Origin of the sequence: Methylobacterium mesophilicum (genome assembly GCF_022179445.1) — a bacterium.
Lineage (GTDB): Bacteria > Pseudomonadota > Alphaproteobacteria > Rhizobiales > Beijerinckiaceae > Methylobacterium > Methylobacterium mesophilicum.
In genome coordinates this window covers 1-17,133 of record NZ_BPQU01000010.1, presented here as the reverse complement: position 1 = coordinate 17,133, position 17,133 = coordinate 1, and the positions used below count along the sequence as shown (strand labels likewise).

Genomic DNA, 17,133 nt, shown 5'->3' with positions numbered 1-17,133 from the left:
TGCGACGCCCGCCTCCGCGCCACGCACGCCCCCGACGCTGCCGACCATGAGCCGATCCGAGACCAGCGCCTCGACCGCGTCGACCCCGAAGGCGGCCGACGGATGCCGCGCCTCGTGACGGCGCGCGGCGCACGTTCCCCCGCAGAGCCCTGAGATGCGCCTCGGTTTGCCCCCGACCCTCGGGCGGTTCAAGCGCCGCCTCGGCCGGCCGGTCGCGCGCGGCGTCACGGATTCCGCGCGCGCCCTGCGCCTCGGCTGGCGCCGGATCAGCGACCCGCTGGGCCGGCCCGCCGCGCTGCAGGCCCGCTGGGCCGGCGCGGGTGCCGGCGACACCCCCGAGGCGCGCCTGGTCGCGGCGCTGGAGCCCCATGTCGACGCCGGCTTCTACGCGAGCTGGTACGGCATCACGGTCGATCCGGTACGCGACTACCTCACGGTCGGCTGGCGCGCGGGCCGGGATCCGCGACCGGATTTCTCGACCGCCGACTACCTCGCCGCGCGGCCGTACTTGGCCGCCGCCGGCATCAACCCGTTCCTGCACTGGGTGACGGCCCAGCGCGCTCAAGGCGGCGCCCTGCCCAGGCCCGACACCAGGCAGGCCGAGCGCCTGGCCCGCCGCCTCGTGGACGGTCCCTTCTACCTCGCCCACAACCCCGACCTGCAGGCCGCTGGCGTCGACCCGGCGGCCCATTACATGATCTCCGGCTGGCGCGAGGGCCGCGAGCCGTCGCCCCGCTTCGACACCCTGGCCTACTGCCTGACCCGAAACATCTCCTACGCGACCCAGAACCCGCTGGTGCACTACGTCCTGCACGGCGGCCCGGCCCGGCCCGAGCCGGAGGATCTTTTCGGGGTGCAGGCCGAGACGCTCGCCCCCTATTTCGACGCCGCCCATTATCGCCAAGGGCTGGACGGAGCGGAGGGGGCCTCCGACACCGAATTGCTCCGCACTTATGTAGCCGGCGGCTGGCGTGCGCTGCGCAGCCCGCGCCAGGATTTCGACCCGGCCGGCTTCGTGCAGGCGCGGGCCGGCAGCCGGGCGGTGATCGGCGACCCGTTCTTCCGGTACGTGGCCGAGACGCGGCTCGCGGGGAAAAAGCCGTTCGCGGGCCCGGACCGGTTGAACGTCCCGGCCGTGGACGAGGCCTGGTACCGGGCGACCTACGCGGATGTCGGGGAGGCCGGCCCCTACCTCCACTTCGCCACAGCCGGCTGGCGGGAGCTGCGCGATCCGGGCCCGGGCCGCTCGACGCTCGATGCGCTGCTGCGGGTCTGCGGCCTGCGCCCGGCGCGTCCGCCCGTGGAGGACACGCTCTGGCTCGGCGCGGTCGGCCGGGAGCCCCTGGACCGGGCGGCGTCCCTGGACCTGCAGGCCGGGCTGGCGGCGCTCCATTTCGACCACGCCTTCTACCAGCAGCGCTACGGCCTGGCGGAGGACGCCGACGCGGTCCGCGACTATTGCGACGCCGGCTGGCGGGCAGGCCGCAACCCGCGCGCCGACTTCAACGGGCAGGCCTATGGCGACGCGCATCCCTGGGTGCGGGAGACCGGCATCGCGCCCCTGGTCCACCACCTCGCCACCGCGCTGCTGCACGGCGCCGATGTCTCGTCGGGGGCGTTCGATCCGCGCTACGGCCCGCCGCCCTCCGGGGCGGACGCCCTGGCCGAGCAGGCCCGGCTGATCGAGCCCTTCTTCGACGCCGCGTACTACGCCAAGCGCAATCCCGACGTCGCCGGCGCGGCGGGCGGCCCGCTCGCCCATTTCGTCGCCTACGGCCAGCACGAGGGCCGCGACCCGAGCAAGAGCTTCTCGATCGCGTTCTACGCGGAGACCTACGGGCACCTGTTTGCGCCGGGCGAGTCGCCGGCCCTGCACTACGTCCGCACCGGCCGGGCCGCCGGGCTGATGGGCGGCCCGGAGGATCTCGGCAGCTGGCCGGCCATGGAGGCCCCCGAGCCGCGGGACTGGGACGGCCTGCCCCGGGCCCTCACCCTCGCCCAGGCCCGGGTCGTCGTGATCATGCCGGTCTACAAGGGCCGCGGCGAGACCCTGCGCGCCATCCACGCGTGCCTCTCGGCCCCGCAAAAGACCCCGTTCACCCTGCTCGCGGTCAACGACCGGTCCCCCGACCCGCAGCTGACCGCAGACCTGAAGGACCTCGCCGGCCGCGGCCTGTTCCACCTCGTCGAGAACCAAGACAACCTCGGCTTCGTCCGCTCGGTCAACCGCGGCCTGTCCCTGCGCCAGGGCCGCGCCGTGGTCCTGCTCAACTCCGACGCCCAGGTGTTCGGCGACTGGCTCGACCGGCTGGTCGCCCACGCCGAGGCCGCCGAGGCCGAGGGCCGCCCGCCGGTCGGCAGCGTCACGCCCCTGTCCAGCAACGCCACGATCTGCAGCTACCCGAAGTTCAACGCCAACAACGCCATGGCGCTGGAGATCCCCCGGCCCGAGCTCGACCGGGCGGCGGCCAGGATCAACCGCGGCCGGGCCGTGGAGGTGCCCACCGGGGTCGGCTTCTGCCTGTACATGACCGCCGCCGCGCTCGATGCCGTCGGCACCCTCGATGCGGTCGCCTTCGGCAAGGGCTACGGCGAGGAGAACGACTGGTGCATGCGCGCCCGCAAGGCGGGGTTCTCGAACCTGCTCGCCGAGGACGTGTACGTCTACCATGCCGGGCAGATCTCGTTCGGGCTCGATCCGGGCGGCGAGTACGACCAGGGCCAGGCGGCGCTGCTGGCCAAGCATCCGGATTACCCGGCTTTGGTCGGCCAGTTCGTCCAGGCCGATCCGGGCCGGCGCGGCCGGGCGCGGCTCGACCTGTACCGGCTCGCCCGGCACTTCCGCGGCCGGGCGGTGCTGTTCGTGACCCACAGCTGGGGCGGGGGCATCCAGCGGCACATCGACGACATGATCGCCCGGCTGAAGGAAGAAGGCACCGCCGTGGTGCTGCTCTCGGTCGACCGGGCCCGCAACATCCAGGTCAACGTCTCGTACCGCAGCCGGGAGTTCGTGTACCTGCCGAGCCTGGACAGCCTGTACCTGCCCCGCGACGCCGAGGCGGTCGCCGCCTTCGTGGAGCAGCTGGCGCCGGTTCTGATCCACGTCCACTCGCTGGCGGGCCTGCGCTGGAATGCGGCGCGCGCCCTGATGGATCTGGTCGCCGGGTCGGGGCGGCCCTATGCCTGGACGCTGCACGACTTCTCGCCGGTCTGCCACCGCAACCACCTGGTGATGCCGGACGGGCGCTATTGCGGGCTGGCGCCGGTGCCCGTGTGTCGGGACTGCCTGGCCTCGGACGCCGACGGCTACGAGGAGCCGGACCCGGAGGAGCGCCGGGCCGCGTTCGGGCGGTTCCTGGCCGGGGCGGCGCGGGTGTTCGCGCCGTCGGCCGACACGGCGGGGCGGATCGGGGCGGTGTACCCGGAGCTGGCGATCACGGTGCGGCCGCACGTCGAGCACGACCGGAGCGTGCGCTCCACCGCCCTGCGCCGGCCGGGCCGCGTGCGCCGGGTCGCGGTGCTCGGCGCGATCAGCGCCACCAAGGGCGGCCTGTTCCTCCAGGCGCTGGCGACCGACGCGCAGGACCGCAAGCTGCCGCTGCGCTTCGCGATCGTGGGCTACACCGATCCCGCGCTCACGGGCGGCCTGGAGCGGGCCGGGGTGACCCAGACCGGCCGCTATGCCGGCGACGCCGAGGCGCTGGATCTCGTCGGGCGGGTTGCGGCCGACCTGATCCTGCTCCCGGCGATCTGGCCGGAGACCTACTCGTACGCCCTGACGCTCGGGCTGCGGACCGGCCTGCCGGTGGCGGCCTTCGACCTCGGCGCCCAGGGCGACCGCCTGCGCGCCTACCCGAACGGCCATGTCCTGCCCTACGCCCTGGCCAACGACCCGGCCGCCTTCAACGACCGGCTGCTGGCGATCGACATCTCCCCCGCCGGGGAGCTCTCGATGCCGATCCAGGCGGCCGCGTACGACGACCTGATGCGCGACTACTACGTCCTGGACCTGAATCCGGCCGGCGCGCAGAACCCACTCGACGAGGACGCCGCATGATCTCCGTCAACGAGGACATGAAGCAGGAGATGCTGCGGCGCGGCATCTCGGTGCTGCATCCGGCTCCGTTCGGCCTGCCGGAGGATTGCACCTTCGAGCCGCCATGCAGCATCAAGTGGATGGGGATCGATTACTGCCTCACCATGGGGGCGTTCTCGTACGCGGTGAGCGGCTATTATTTCGGCGCCGACATCGCCCGCTACTGCTCGATCGGCGAGAGCGTGCAGGTCGGGCGCGGCAGCCACCCGGTGCATTGCGGCTCGACCTCGCCGCTGTTCTACACGCACCATTCGGCGGTGTTCGACCACCACGATCCGCGCGCCGAGGATTACGAGATCTGCGGGCCCTACCTGTGGCCCAAGCGCGTGCGCATCGGCAACGACGTCTATATCGGCCACGGCGCCTTCCTGATGCCCGACATCACGATCGGCGACGGGGCGATCATCGGCGCCATGGCGGTGGTGACCAAGGACGTGCCACCCTACGCGATCGTGGCCGGCAGCCCGGCCCGCATCGTGAAGATGCGGTTCCCCGACGCGCTGATCGAGCGCTACCTGGCGGTGCGCTGGTGGCGCTACGCCTTCTGGGACCTGCGCCAGTGCTCGATCACCGACCCGGAAAAGTTCCTCGACGCGGTGGAAGAACGGATCGCCGGCGGGATGCAGGAATACCGCCCGGACCTGATCCCGATCCAGTCGCTGATCCCGGGCGCCTGAGGCTCACGCTTCCGCGTCGGCGAACCGCGCGAACGCCGCCACCAGTGCGTCGGCGGCCGGTTCGCTCAGGTCGCTGAAGCAGAGACCGTCGCCGACGAACACGGTCCACACCCCGTCATACGTCGCTTCCTTGCGAATCCGCATGGCCGCCCTCCGGCATCGATGCGGATCAACGGTTGGGTGCGCGGGGCGTTGCTTCGGCGCTCAGAGGCGCGGCGCTCTACCGGCCCTCACCCCGCCAGCACCCGCGCCGCCGCCGCGCCGAGCGCCCGCACGCCGAAGGCCAGGTCGGCGTCGCTGGTATCCTCCGCCCAATGATGGCTGATGCCGCCGATCGACGGGACGAACAGCATGGCGGCCGGGAGGATCCGGGCGATGTTCTGGGCGTCGTGGCCGGCGCCCGAGGGCATCACCTGCCATTGGCCGGGACAGACCTGCTCGGCAGCCTCGGAGAGGGCCCGCATCAGGTCCGGGTCGCAGGGGGCGGGAACGGCCTTGGACAGGACCGTGAGCGTGGCGGGGCAGCGCTCGCGCCGGTTGGATTCGCGCACCAGTGCCTCGAGGCAGGCTTCCATCCGCTCCAGCACCGGCATCGATACGTCGCGGAACTGGAACGCCACCTCGGCTCGGCCCGGGATGATGCTGTAGCCGCCGGGATCCAGGGTGATCCGCCCCGTGGTCCAGGTGCTGCGCGGGCCGCAGACGTTTGGGAATTCCCGGTCGATCGCCGCGAGCAGGCGCACCGCCGAAAGCCCCGCATCCCGGCGCTCGGCCATGGTGGTGCCGCCGGCATGGTCCTGGTTGCCGTCGAACACGATCCGGAATTGCCAGATCGCCACGATGCCGCTGACCACGCCGAGATGCAGGCCGGCGGATTCGAGCTGCGTCCCCTGCTCGATATGCAGTTCCAGGAAGCCCCGGTAGCGGGCCGGGTCGATCCGCAGCCGCGGCAATCCGGCGAGCCCGGCGGCTTCGAGGGCCGCGCGGAGCGGCGTGCCGTCGGTGCGGTTGTAGGCGGCGTCGATCTCGGCCTCGGCGAGGTCGCCGATCGCCGAGCGGCTGCCCAGGAAGCCGCCGGAGAAGTGCCCCTCCTCGTCCGCGAAGGCGACGACGTCGACGGGCAGCCCGGCCCGGGCCAGGGCCAACCCGGCGACCACACCCAGCGCCCCGTCGAGCCAACCGGCCTCGTTCTGGGTCTCGATGTGGCTGCCGACCAGGAGGTGGGGTCCGGGCCCGCGATGGCGCCCGAGCACGTTGCCGATCCCGTCGATCGACGCCTCCAGCCCGCAGGCCTCGAGCCGGTCCATCAGCCAGCGGCGGGAGTCCATGTCCTGGGGCGAGAAGGTCGGCCGGTGGACGCCGGTGCGGAACCGGCCGATCGCGCGCAGGGCGTAGAGGTCGGCCAGGAAAGTATCGGTGTCGATCTCGGTCATGCGGTCCCCGGGGCTGAACGCCCGGGCCGTGCAAGCGCCATGCGCGTCTATGGGGTTTCCAAAGGGCGAGCCCTTTGGCGGGGTGTCGGGGCGGAGCCCGACAGCAGGGCTCTGCCCTGCACCCGCGAAAGGTCACAGACCTTTCGAAACCATGACGTGCCGCGCTACTCGGCCGCCGCCTGTTTCCAATCCGCCACCGGCCCACCCGCCATCCAGGCGGCGAGGTCGGCCCGGGCGCGGTCGGTGAGCGCCCGCCGCTTCAGCACGGCCTTTTCCGGGCCGCGCAGGCGGCGGCCGGTCTCGTTGCGGGGGGCCTGGGCCAGGGGCGGGAACAGGCCGAAATTGACGTTCATCGGCTGGAACGAGCGCAGGGCGTTGGCCTCGCCGTCGGCCGCGACGTGACCGCCGGTGATGTGGGCGATGAGGGCGCCGAGCGCCGTGGTCTGGGGCAGGGGGGGAAGCGGCCGGCCGGCGGCCTCGGCCACCGCGAAGCGCCCCGCCATCAGCCCGACCGCGGCGCTCTCGACATAGCCCTCGCAGCCGGTGATCTGGCCGGCGAAGCGCAGGGCCGGCCGGGCCTTCAGCCGGAGGGTGGCGTCCAGCAGCCGCGGGCTGTCGAGATAGGTGTTGCGGTGCAGGCCGCCCAGCCGCGCGAACTCGGCCCGCTCCAGGCCGGGAATCGTGCGGAAGACCCGGACCTGCTCGGCATAGGTCAGCTTCGTCTGGAAGCCGACCATATTGTAGAGGGTGCCCAGCGCGTTGTCCTGGCGCAGCTGCACGATCGCGCAGGCCTTGACCTGCGGGTCGCGCGGGTTGGTGAGCCCCACCGGCTTCATCGGGCCGTGCCGCAGGGTCTCGGGGCCGCGCTCGGCCATCACCTCGATCGGCAGGCAGCCGTCGAAATACGGCGTCCCCTCCCACTGCTTGAACCCGATCTTGTCCCCCGCCACCAGGGCAGCCACGAAGGCATCGTACTGCGCCCGGTCCATCGGGCAGTTGAGATAGTCGGCCCCGGTGCCGCCGGGACCGGGCTTGTCGTAGCGGGACTGGAACCACGCCACATCCATGTCGATCGAGTCGCGGTGGACGATCGGCGCGATGGCGTCGAAGAAGGCGAGCGATTCGGCGCCGGTGAGCGCCCGGATGCCCTCGGCGAGCGCCGGGGCGGTCAGCGGGCCGGTGGCGACGATGCAGGGCCCCCACTCCTCCGGCGGCAGGCCCTCGACCTCGCCGCGCGCGATCGTGACGTTGGGATGCTCCTCGAGGGCCCGGGTCACCGTGGCGGAGAAGCCCTCGCGATCCACCGCCAGGGCGCCCCCCGCCGGCACCTGGTTGGCGTCGGCCGCCCGCATGATCAGCGAGCTCAACGAGCGCATCTCCTGGTGGAGCAGGCCGACGGCGTTGCTCTCCGGGTCGTCGGACCGGAACGAGTTCGAGCAGACCAGCTCGGCCAGGCCGTCGGTCTGGTGGGCCTCGGTGCCGCGGACCGGCCGCATCTCGTGGATCACGGCGCGATGGCCGGCCTCGGCCACCTGCCAGGCCGCCTCGGATCCCGCCAGGCCGCCGCCGACGATGTGTAGGGTCTGTGTCATGGCCCAGAATAGCGAAGGACCGTCGCCCGGATCAACGGGCGGCGGTCCTTTGAGTCGAATCGCGATGGTGCCGGGAGATCAGACGCGGGCGATGCCGTGGATCTCGCTGCGGTTGATGCCGAGATCGGCAAGGTCGCGATCCGAGAGGCGGGACAGCTGGGAGACGGTGTCGCGGTACCGGAGATAGGCGCGGACGCGACCCAGGACGCTACGAGCGGCGGACATGGAGTGTATTGACCTCTGTTCGGGCAGTGAGTGGCGCGCCGTTGCGCATCGCTGCCTCTTGTTGGTGCAACGCACATATAAACCTCCCGCGGCGCAGCAGGAGTCGAAAGGCCAAGGATCTGGTCTGCGTGGGCCGCATGCGCGGATTAAGAAACCGGCAACCTTCCCGGCTGGTCATTCTTTGTGCGCATGCGGGGACCCGTCCCGAACGCGCGAAGGGCGCCCCACCGGCCGGCGGGACGCCCTTCGCAGCGCAAAACGGAGGCGGCGCTCAGTAGAACGGGCGCGGGCCGTAGAAACCGTAGGGGCGATCATAGGGCCGGTAGAACGGCCGTGGCCGAACGTAGCCGCCGTAATAGACCGGCCGGCGCCCGTAATAGGGGCGGGGGCCCCAGTTCGGGCGGCAGAGGCCCCAGGGATTCGGGTGGAAGCCCGGGCCGCAGCCCCCCGCCGCCTGGGCGGAGCCCGCGAGCCCGAGGCCGCCGGCGATCGCGGCGGCCACAACGAGTGCCTTCGCGCGCGGTGCGCTCAGAATCGCCATGACAGATCTCCTCGAAGCGTCCGGCGGATCGGTGCCGGTCGGGGGAGACTCGGCCGCGCCGCCTGAACCGATGCTGAGCCTGTGGTTGTATCCGGTGCAGGCTCCGCGGCCGGGAAACGCGGCCCCGGCGGAGACGGTTTCCCGCACCGGGCCTTCAGTGCAGCGAGGGCGTGCGCAGGAACCGCTCCCGGTCGGCCGAGACCAGGGCGAGCTTCACGCCGCGCCCGTCCCGGCGCACGGTGAGGGGAACCCGGACGCCGGCCTCGCCCAGCGCCCAGATGCTGCGGAACAGGGCGGCGAGGTCCGGGATCGGCTCGCCGGCCACCGCCTCGATCACGTCGCCGCTGCGCAGGCCGCCGGTCTCGGCCGGGCCGCCGTCGGCGAGCCCCATGACCACGATGCCCTCCTCGCTCTCGGTGGCGTAGAGGCCGAGCCAGGGCCGCGGCGGCCGGTTGGCGCGCCCGCGCGTGGCCAGGTCGTCGAGGATCGGCGGCAGCAGGTCGATCGGCACCACCATGTTGATCGGGCGGGCATTGCTGCTGCCGCCCTGCTGCAATTGCAGGGAGCCGATGCCGAGCAGCTCGCCCTGCGCGCCGATCAGCGCGGTGCCGCCCCAATGGGGGTGGGCCGGGGCGGTGAACAGCGCCTCGTCGAGGACATACTCCCAGTACCCGGCGAATTCCTGCCGGGCGACGACCTCGACGGCGACGCAGCGCTGGCGCCCCCCCGCCCCCGCCACCACGGCCCGGTCGCCGGTCTTCAGGCCGGCCGACTGGCCGAGCGGCAGGGCCGGGACCCCGAGATCGCCCAGCGCCTGGACCAGGCCGAAGCCGGTTGCGGCATCGAAGCCGAGCACGTGGCCCTGGACCGAGCGGCCCTCCCGGGTGGTGAGCCAGACGCTCTCGGCCTCCGTGACGAGGTAGCCGACCGTGAGCACCAGCCCGTCTTCCCGGATCACCACGCCGTTGCCGGCGCGCTCGGTGCCGAGGGTCTCGGCCGTGAACGCGCTCTCCGGCACCCGCGCCGACAGGGCGAGCACCGACGAGAGCGCCCGATCGAGATCGTAGCCGTAATCCGCAGGCCTGGGCTGGGCCTGCGCGGGGATCTTCCACTCGCCCTGCGTCGCCATGAGATTCCTTCGACTCGTTCGCTCTGCTCCGGCGCCGCCGGACGCGCGAAATCAGACTAAGATAGGCTGTCGGCACGGCCTGCGACACCCGTGGCGCGGCGCCGCGCGCGGATCGCTGAGCCGGCGAACCCGTCGCGGGTCCCGCGCGGAGCCGGCGATGTGACAGGACGCGCGGGGGCGCTTAGAACTATCTTACGGGAGCGCGACCGGCAGGGGAACGGCGCGCGGACGCTGGAACGGATCTTGGCCGGACCGATCTTTGCCGCGGGGGCGCCTCAGGACCGGGTGCCGCCGGGCCTTCACGGCGCCGACGATGCGCGGCTGCGCCGATTGCTGTTCGAGATCGGGCGCGGCGAGGCGGCCGCCCTGGCCGAACTCTACGACCTGACCAGCCCGAAACTCTTCGGCGTGATCCTGCGTATCCAGCGCGATCGGTCCCTTGCCGAGGACGTCCTGCAAGACGCGTATCTGCGGATCTGGCAGGCCGCCGGGAGCTACGACCCCGAGGCCGGACGCCCGTTCGCATGGCTGTGCACGATCGCCCGGAACCGGGCGATCGACGGCCTGCGCCGGAAGGGATCGGCCGAGGTTCAGGGACCGGTGCGGGATGACGGCGAGGATTGGGTGGCGCGGTTGATGGACCCGCACGACGACGCCGCGGCGTTCCTGGACCGGGACGCGCTCGGGGCCTGCCTCGGCCGGCTGGAGCCGGCGCACCGGGATTGCGTGGTGCTGGCCTATTGCGAGGGCCGCTCCCGGGACGAGCTGGCCGAGCGCTACGACCGGCCGGTCAACACGATCAAGACCTGGCTGCACCGGGCGCTCGCATCGCTGAAAACCTGCCTGGAGGCGGTCACGTGACCGGCGGACCGGGCGACCTGACCGCGGATCCCGGCTCGGACCCGGACCTGCGCGCGGCCGAGTACGTGCTCGGCACCCTCGACCGCGAGGAGCGGGCCGCGATGGCGCTCGCGCTCGCCACCGATACCGCCGCGGCGGCCCGGGTGCAGGCCTGGGAGCGGCGGTTCTCGCCCCTGCTCGGCGCCATCCCGCCGGTGATGCCGTCGCCGCGGGTGCGGGCGGCGCTGCTGCGCGCGCTCCCGGTTGGGCCCGGCGGATCGACCGCTGCGCGGGCCGGCGACCCCGTCACTCAAGATCCCGTCACCCGCGATCCCCGTCTGCGCGATCCCGTCGCCCATCTGCGGCGGCAGGTCCGGCGCTGGCGCATCGCCACCGCGGGGGCCGGGCTGCTGGCGGCCGGGCTGGCGCTGTTCGTGGCGGTGGGCCTGCGGCCGGAGCCGGAGGGCGGCCGCTACCTCGCGGTGGTCCAGGGCGGCGGCGCGCTCCCGGCGCTGATCGTGCGCGTCGACACCCGCACCGGAACCGCCCAGGTCCGGCCGGTCGGGGCCGAGGCGCCCGCGGGCCGGAGCCTGGAGCTGTGGTATGTCGGCGCCGAGGGCCCGAAGCCGCTCGGCCTCGTCGGGGGCGGTGCGACCCGGGTGACCCTGCCGCAGGGCGCCGCGCCGGACGGGGTGCTGGCGGTCTCCGTGGAGCCTCCGGGCGGCTCGCCGAGCGGCCAGCCCACGGGACCGGTGGTCTATACCGGCAAGCTGATCGCCGAGTAGCCACAGAGAAGAACCCGCAGCGCCGGAGCGGCGCCGCGGGTGGGTCGGATCACGAAATCCGGATCAGGGGGTCAGCACGGCGTTGATCACGTGGATCACGCCGTTCGACTGCATGACGTTCGGGATCGTCACCGTGGCGGTGTTGCCCTTCACGTCGGTGATCAGGACCTTCTTGCCCTGCACCGCCACGGCGAGCGGCTCGCCCTCGACCGTGGTGAGCTGGCCCTGGCCGCCGCCCTTCTTGACGAGCGCCACCAGGTCCTGGGCGGTGTAGACGCCCGGGACCACGTGGTAGGTCAGGATCTTGGTCAGCGTCGGCTTGTTCTGCGGCTGCACCAGGCTCTCGACGGTGCCCGGCGGCAGCTTGGCGAAGGCGGCGTTGGTGGGCGCGAACACCGTGAACGGGCCGGGGCCGCTCAGCGTCTCGACGAGGCCGGCGGCCTTCACGGCGGCGACCAGGGTGGTGTGGTCCTTGGAGTTGACCGCGTTCTCGACGATCGTCTTGCTGGCATACATCGGCGCGCCGCCGACCATCGGGTTCTTGGCGTAGGCCGCGCCGGTCGCACCGAGGCCGAGGGTCAGAGCGAGGGCGACCGCCCGGGCCGCGCGCCGGCTTCCGATAACGTTGAGCATCCTGGTATTTCCTTCCCTGACGTATCCCGGGATCGAGCGAGCGCCGGGATTGCGTCGGCGCCTACGGGGCTTCGGGCGGAAAGGTTTCGCAGGATTGGATTATTGCCCGTGTCCTGCGTCAGGCATGAAAAAACCGCCCGGCGGGGAGCGGGGCGGTTCGCCGTCCTGGCGGACGGTGTCGTCGAGATCCGGGATCCCCCGCCGCCTGCGCGGCGGGGGATCGGAATCCTGGGGGTCGATCAGTACTTGCGGACCAGGGCGGTCGGGACCGGCGAGACCGGGGCCGGCGAGTACAGCGGAACGATCAGGCGGAGCCAGCCGTCCGTGGAGTAGTTGTCGCGGGTGCGGCCGAACGCGGTCGTGTAGGTCGCGCTGGTGACGACGTCGCGGGCAACATAGGCCTGCACGGTGAAGACCTTGAAGTCATAGCCGATCAGGCCGCCGATAGCGAACCGGCCGCGGTTGCCGGCCGCAGCGCTGAACTGGCCGATGTCGAAGTTGTAGGTGCCGTAGGCGACCGGACCGATTTCGAAGTTGCCGAACTTCTTCGTCGCGGTGATGTCGAAGTTCAGGGAGTCGGACAGGTAGAACGGGCCGCGGGTGGGACCGAAGCCGGGGAAGCGGCCGGGCGAGTCGTAGATGTTGGCGGTCAGGTTGCCGGTGATGTTCCAGCCGTCGCCGGTATAGCTGGCAGCTACGCCCATGCGGTAGGTGTTCGAGGAGAGCTGCGGCAGGACCGGGCTCGGGCCGCCGACGCTGGCAAGGGTGCCGCGGTCGCCGTTGAGGTCGTTCAGGTACGCGCCGCCGAGCAAGCTGACGCCGAAGTTGTTGCCCAGGTCGAACGCCCAGATGCCGCCGACGAAGGTGCCGACGTTGATCGAGATGTCCTTGTTGTTGCGGCCAGCACCGTTACGGGTGAAGGCGAACACGGTCGGGGGAGCGACGAGCAGCTCGATGCGGCCGCCGAGCGGCACCAGCGGGGTCGACCAGACCAGCACCGGGATGTTGACGGCCGTGTCGAGAGCACCGCCAACAGCGGTCGACGGCGCATCGGCGCGGCGGTACGTGAAGGTGTTGATCGCGTAGATGCCTTCCGGCAGCGGCGCGCCGATGGCGAGGCCGACCTGCTCGCCCGGGATGGTCGTGGTCTGCGCCTGAGCGATCGTCGAGGTCATGCCGACCGTGAGCGCGACCGCGCCGGCCGCGAGCCAGTTCTTCATCATTGTTTCAATCCTTCCCAAGGTCTCAAGGCATCCGTCCCGCATTCGGCACTACCCTGCCGGTCTGCTCGCCATTGGCGGCTGCCGACTTCCGGTGTGCCGAGCGCCCCCACGGAGCCCGCCCGTCTCAACGCCAATGACTATTCTACAGAGACCTGCGGAATGACAGTGGAATGCCGGTCGAAGCGGCAAAACCGGCCGAACCGTTGCGCAAAAGACGCATTTTTGCGGCGATGCAACACAGTCCCCAGGATTGAATAGCGGGCGGCCGGCCGGCAAAATATCGTTGAACGGTCAAGCTGTTGCCCGGGACCTCCCGGCACTTTGGCGGGAGAATCCGGCAACTGTGGGTGGGTGAACGGGCATTCGTCCCAGCCGGGCGCCGAACCCGGAAACCCCGCTCCGGACGGCCGATCCCCGGCCGAAGACGGGCGAGAGGCGCCCGAATCACGGGGCGCGGAGGCGGTCCCGGGCGGATTTTCGGGCCGCACCCGGCAGAATCTGCCGCCTCGAGCCCGGCCGGCGCCTATTCGGCGGCGGTGCGGCGGCCGGATTGCGGAGCCGGGCGACGGGCCAGCACCTCGCGTAGGAACCGGCCGGTATGGCTCGCCTTCGAGCGGGCGATCTCCTCCGGGGTGCCGAGCGCCACCACCCGGCCGCCGCCATCGCCGCCCTCGGGACCCATGTCGATCACCCAGTCGGCGGTCTTGATCACTTCGAGGTTGTGCTCGATCACCACGACCGTGTTGCCCTGGTCCACCAGCTCGTGGAGCACCTCCATGAGCTTGGCCACGTCGTGGAAGTGCAGCCCGGTGGTCGGCTCGTCGAGGATGTAGAGCGTGCGGCCCGTGGCACGCTTCGACAGCTCCTTGGACAGCTTCACCCGCTGCGCCTCGCCCCCCGACAGGGTGGTGGCCTGCTGGCCGACATGGACGTAGTGCAGGCCGACCCGCTTCAGGGTCTCGAGCTTCTCGCGGATCGCCGGCACCGCCTTGAACAGCTCGGCCGCCTCCTCGACGGTGGAATCCAGCACGTCGGCGATGGACTTGCCGCGGTACTTCACCTCCAGGGTCTCGCGGTCGTAGCGCTTGCCCTTGCACACGTCGCAGGTGACGTAGACGTCCGGCAGGAAGTGCATCTCGATCTTGATGACGCCGTCGCCCGAGCAGGCCTCGCAGCGGCCGCCCTTCACGTTGAACGAGAAGCGCCCCGGCTGGTAGCCCCGGGCCTTGGCCTCGGGCAGGCCCGCGAACCAGTCGCGGATCGGCGTGAAGGCGCCGATATAGGTGGCCGGGTTCGAGCGCGGCGTGCGGCCGATCGGCGACTGGTCGATGTCGATGACCTTGTCGAGATGTTCCAGCCCCTCGAGCCGGTCGTACGGGGCCGGGTGCTCCAGCGCCCCGTTCAGTTTTTTCGCGACGGCCTTGTACAGGGTGTCGATCACCAGGGTGGATTTCCCGCCGCCCGAGACGCCGGTGATACAGGTGAAAGTGCCGAGCGGCACCTCGATATCCACGTCCTTGAGGTTGTTGCCTCGCGCGCCGAACACGCCGAGCTTGCCCTTCCGGCTCTTGCGCCGCGCGGCCGGGGTGCGCACCGACATCGCGCCGGTGAGGTACTTGGCCGTGAGCGAGGCCGGGTTGGCCAGCACCTCGGCGGGGGTGCCCTGGGCGATGATCTCGCCGCCATGGATGCCCGCCCCCGGGCCGACATCGACCACGTAGTCGGCCTGCAGGATCGCGTCCTCGTCGTGCTCGACCACGATCACCGAGTTGCCGAGGTCGCGCAGGCGCTTGAGCGTGCCGAGCAGACGCTCGTTGTCGCGCTGGTGCAGCCCGATCGAGGGCTCGTCCAGCACGTAGAGCACGCCGGTGAGCCCGGAGCCGATCTGCGAGGCCAGCCGGATGCGCTGGCTCTCGCCCCCCGACAGGGAGCCGGAGCCGCGGGCCAGCGTCAGGTATTCGAGGCCGACATCCACCAGGAAGCTGAGCCGGTCACGGATTTCTTTGAGAATTCTGACCGCGATCTCGTTTTGCTTGGCCGTCAGCTTCTCCGGCAATTCGGAGAACCAGCGATGGGCTTCCGAAACGGACAGCGCCGTCACGTCGCCGATATCGGCCATGGCGACCTTCACGGCGAGCGCCTCGGGCTTCAGCCGCTTGCCGCCGCAGGACGCGCAGGGCGTCTCGCTCATGAACCGGCCGATTTCCTCCCGCACCGCGTCGGACTCGCTCTCCTTGTAGCGGCGCTCCAGGTTCGGGATCACGCCCTCGAACGGCTTGTTGACCGCATACTTGCGCAGGCCGTCGTCGTAGGCGAAGCGGATCGCCTGCTTGCCGGAGCCGTACAGCACGACGGCGCGGGCCGCCTCCGGCAGGCTCTGCCAGGCCACGCTCGTCTTGAAGCCGTAATGCTCCGCCAGCGCGTCCAGCGTCTGGCCGTAATAGGGCGAGGTCGACTTCGCCCAGGGGCCGACCGCGCCGCGCTTCAGGCTGAGCGCGGGATCCGAGATCACCAGCTCGGGGTCGATCCGCATCTCGTGGCCGATGCCGCCGCAGGTCGGGCAGGCGCCGAACGGGTTGTTGAACGAGAACAGCCGCGGCTCGATCTCGGCGATGGTGAAGCCCGAGACCGGGCAGGCGAAGCGCGACGAGAACGTGATCGCCCGGGGCTCCTCGCCCTCGGGCGCGTCCGCGAACACGATCTCGCTGATGCCGTCGGCGAGCTCCAGCGCGGTCTCGAACGAATCCGCCAGCCGCGCGGCGATGTCGGGCCGCACCACGATCCGGTCGACGACCACGTCGATGTCGTGCTTGAACTTCTTGTCGAGCTTGGGCGCGTCGTCGATCGCGTAGTATTCGCCGTCGACCCGCAGCCGCTGAAACCCTTTCTTTTGGTACTCGGCGATTTCCTTGCGATACTCGCCCTTCCGGCCGCGCACCACCGGAGCGAGCAAATACAGCCGGCTCTTCTCCGGCAGCTCCAGCACCCGGTCGACCATCTGCTGGACGGTCTGGCTCTCGATCGGCAGGCCGGTGGCCGGGGAGTAGGGGATGCCGACCCGCGCCCAGAGCAGGCGCATGTAGTCGTAGATCTCGGTCACCGTCCCGACGGTGGAGCGCGGATTCTTGGAGGTGGTCTTCTGCTCGATGGAGATGGCCGGCGACAGCCCGTCGATCTGGTCGACATCGGGCTTGGACATCATCTCCAGGAACTGGCGGGCATAGGCCGAGAGCGACTCGACGTAGCGGCGCTGCCCCTCGGCGTAGATCGTGTCGAAGGCGAGCGACGACTTGCCCGAGCCCGACAGCCCGGTGAACACCACGAGCTTGTCCCGGGGGATCGTCAGGTCGACGTTCTTGAGGTTGTGCTCCCGGGCGCCCCGGACCGTGATCACCCGCCGGTCGGCGGCGCTCGGCGGCGCGGCGTCGAACAGGGCCTCCAGCTTGGCGTCGACGGCGGCCTCCGCGGCCGCGCTCCGGCTGCTGCCCGGGCGGACGGGGGCGGGGGCCTCGGCCTTCTTCGTACGCGCGGGCTTGTTCGTCCGCTCAGGCTCGGCCGGAACCGCCTCGGCCGGCGCTTTGGCGGACGACGCCTTCACGGGAGACGGTTTGGGGGCGGCTTTGCTGGCGCCGACGCGGGGTCCGACTCGGGTTCCGGCTTGGGCTTTGGCCATGAGGGCGGCGGTCTTTCGAGGCGTCGACGCGGTCGGGGCTGGCTTTGCGCGCGGGTCAGCCGCCGCACCCGCTCATGTCGAGCCCGGAGCGGTCGACGGCAAGGTGAGGCCGGCGGGACGCAGGCCCGACATCCAACGCCCTTGCTAGAACGAAACGCGTACGCCGGCAACCGCTCGCCGGAAGCCTGTCGTTTCGCGGCCGAGAAGACGGGATTTCCAAAGGGCCTGCGGCCCAGCCCTTTCAAGGTGTTTGATTTGCCAGAACCCTGGCGGTTGCGACATGGGC

13 protein-coding genes are annotated in these 17,133 nt (G+C 71.3%); 4 read left to right on the top strand and 9 right to left on the bottom strand.

The window, feature by feature from the left end; translation table 11 throughout:
* Window positions 1-154 precede the first annotated feature (154 nt).
* Both MFF40_RS12245 and MFF40_RS28845 read left to right on the top strand, forming a co-directional pair.
* Window positions 155-4,057 carry a glycosyltransferase gene (locus MFF40_RS12245; RefSeq protein ID WP_238260620.1) on the top strand — a complete coding sequence of 1,301 codons (3,903 nt, stop codon included), beginning with the start codon at window positions 155-157 and terminating at the stop codon, window positions 4,055-4,057.
* Entirely contained in the window at window positions 4,054-4,773 is a 720-nt protein-coding gene (locus MFF40_RS28845) for a CatB-related O-acetyltransferase (RefSeq protein ID WP_283206102.1), read from the top strand. The genes MFF40_RS12245 and MFF40_RS28845 overlap by 4 nt, the downstream gene beginning before the upstream one ends.
* A gap of 3 nt (window positions 4,774-4,776) precedes the next feature.
* Here the strand turns inward: MFF40_RS28845 and MFF40_RS12235 are convergent, their stop codons facing one another.
* From MFF40_RS12235 to MFF40_RS12210, 6 genes are all read right to left on the bottom strand, one after another.
* Entirely contained in the window at window positions 4,777-4,917 is a 141-nt protein-coding gene (locus MFF40_RS12235; RefSeq protein WP_187277887.1) for a hypothetical protein, read from the bottom strand.
* Window positions 4,918-5,003: 86 nt separating this feature from the next.
* The gene (locus tag MFF40_RS12230; RefSeq protein WP_238260618.1) at window positions 5,004-6,206 is read right to left on the bottom strand and encodes a Zn-dependent hydrolase; all 1,203 of its coding nucleotides are present in this window, start codon (window positions 6,204-6,206) and stop codon (window positions 5,004-5,006) included.
* A 164-nt stretch (window positions 6,207-6,370) separates the two neighbouring features.
* Window positions 6,371-7,798 (bottom strand): methylenetetrahydrofolate--tRNA-(uracil(54)-C(5))-methyltransferase (FADH(2)-oxidizing) TrmFO, encoded by a 1,428-nt coding sequence (gene trmFO, locus MFF40_RS12225; protein ID WP_238260616.1) that lies wholly within the window; start codon window positions 7,796-7,798, stop codon window positions 6,371-6,373.
* Window positions 7,799-7,876: 78 nt separating this feature from the next.
* On the bottom strand, window positions 7,877-8,023 hold the full coding sequence (locus MFF40_RS12220) for a DUF1127 domain-containing protein (protein ID WP_147857367.1): 147 nt from the start codon (window positions 8,021-8,023) through the stop codon (window positions 7,877-7,879).
* 271 nt (window positions 8,024-8,294) lie between these two features.
* Window positions 8,295-8,564 (bottom strand): GCG_CRPN prefix-to-repeats domain-containing protein, encoded by a 270-nt coding sequence (locus MFF40_RS12215; protein WP_147857368.1) that lies wholly within the window; start codon window positions 8,562-8,564, stop codon window positions 8,295-8,297.
* 154 nt (window positions 8,565-8,718) lie between these two features.
* Window positions 8,719-9,693 (bottom strand): S1C family serine protease, encoded by a 975-nt coding sequence (locus MFF40_RS12210; protein WP_238260614.1) that lies wholly within the window; start codon window positions 9,691-9,693, stop codon window positions 8,719-8,721.
* A 255-nt stretch (window positions 9,694-9,948) separates the two neighbouring features.
* On the opposite strand from MFF40_RS12210, the gene MFF40_RS12205 reads away from it, so the two are divergent.
* Together MFF40_RS12205 and MFF40_RS12200 are read left to right on the top strand one after the other, a co-directional pair.
* Window positions 9,949-10,554, top strand: a complete 606-nt coding sequence (locus MFF40_RS12205; RefSeq protein WP_378996759.1) for a sigma-70 family RNA polymerase sigma factor — start codon at window positions 9,949-9,951, stop codon at window positions 10,552-10,554.
* Window positions 10,551-11,318, top strand: coding sequence for an anti-sigma factor (locus MFF40_RS12200; RefSeq protein WP_238260612.1), 768 nt, complete (start codon window positions 10,551-10,553; stop codon window positions 11,316-11,318). The genes MFF40_RS12205 and MFF40_RS12200 overlap by 4 nt, the downstream gene beginning before the upstream one ends.
* A gap of 63 nt (window positions 11,319-11,381) precedes the next feature.
* On the opposite strand, the gene MFF40_RS12195 is transcribed toward MFF40_RS12200, so the two are convergent.
* The 3 genes from MFF40_RS12195 to uvrA form a co-directional block, all read right to left on the bottom strand.
* Complete coding sequence (locus MFF40_RS12195) at window positions 11,382-11,951, bottom strand: fasciclin domain-containing protein (protein ID WP_147897762.1); 570 nt, start codon at window positions 11,949-11,951, stop codon at window positions 11,382-11,384.
* Between the two features lie 239 nt (window positions 11,952-12,190).
* Complete coding sequence (locus tag MFF40_RS12190) at window positions 12,191-13,174, bottom strand: transporter family protein (protein ID WP_238260610.1); 984 nt, start codon at window positions 13,172-13,174, stop codon at window positions 12,191-12,193.
* Window positions 13,175-13,697: 523 nt separating this feature from the next.
* Window positions 13,698-16,847: an excinuclease ABC subunit UvrA gene (uvrA, locus tag MFF40_RS12185; RefSeq protein ID WP_238260607.1), complete on the bottom strand. Its 3,150-nt coding sequence runs from the start codon at window positions 16,845-16,847 to the stop codon at window positions 13,698-13,700.
* Between the last annotated feature and the right edge of the window lie 286 nt (window positions 16,848-17,133).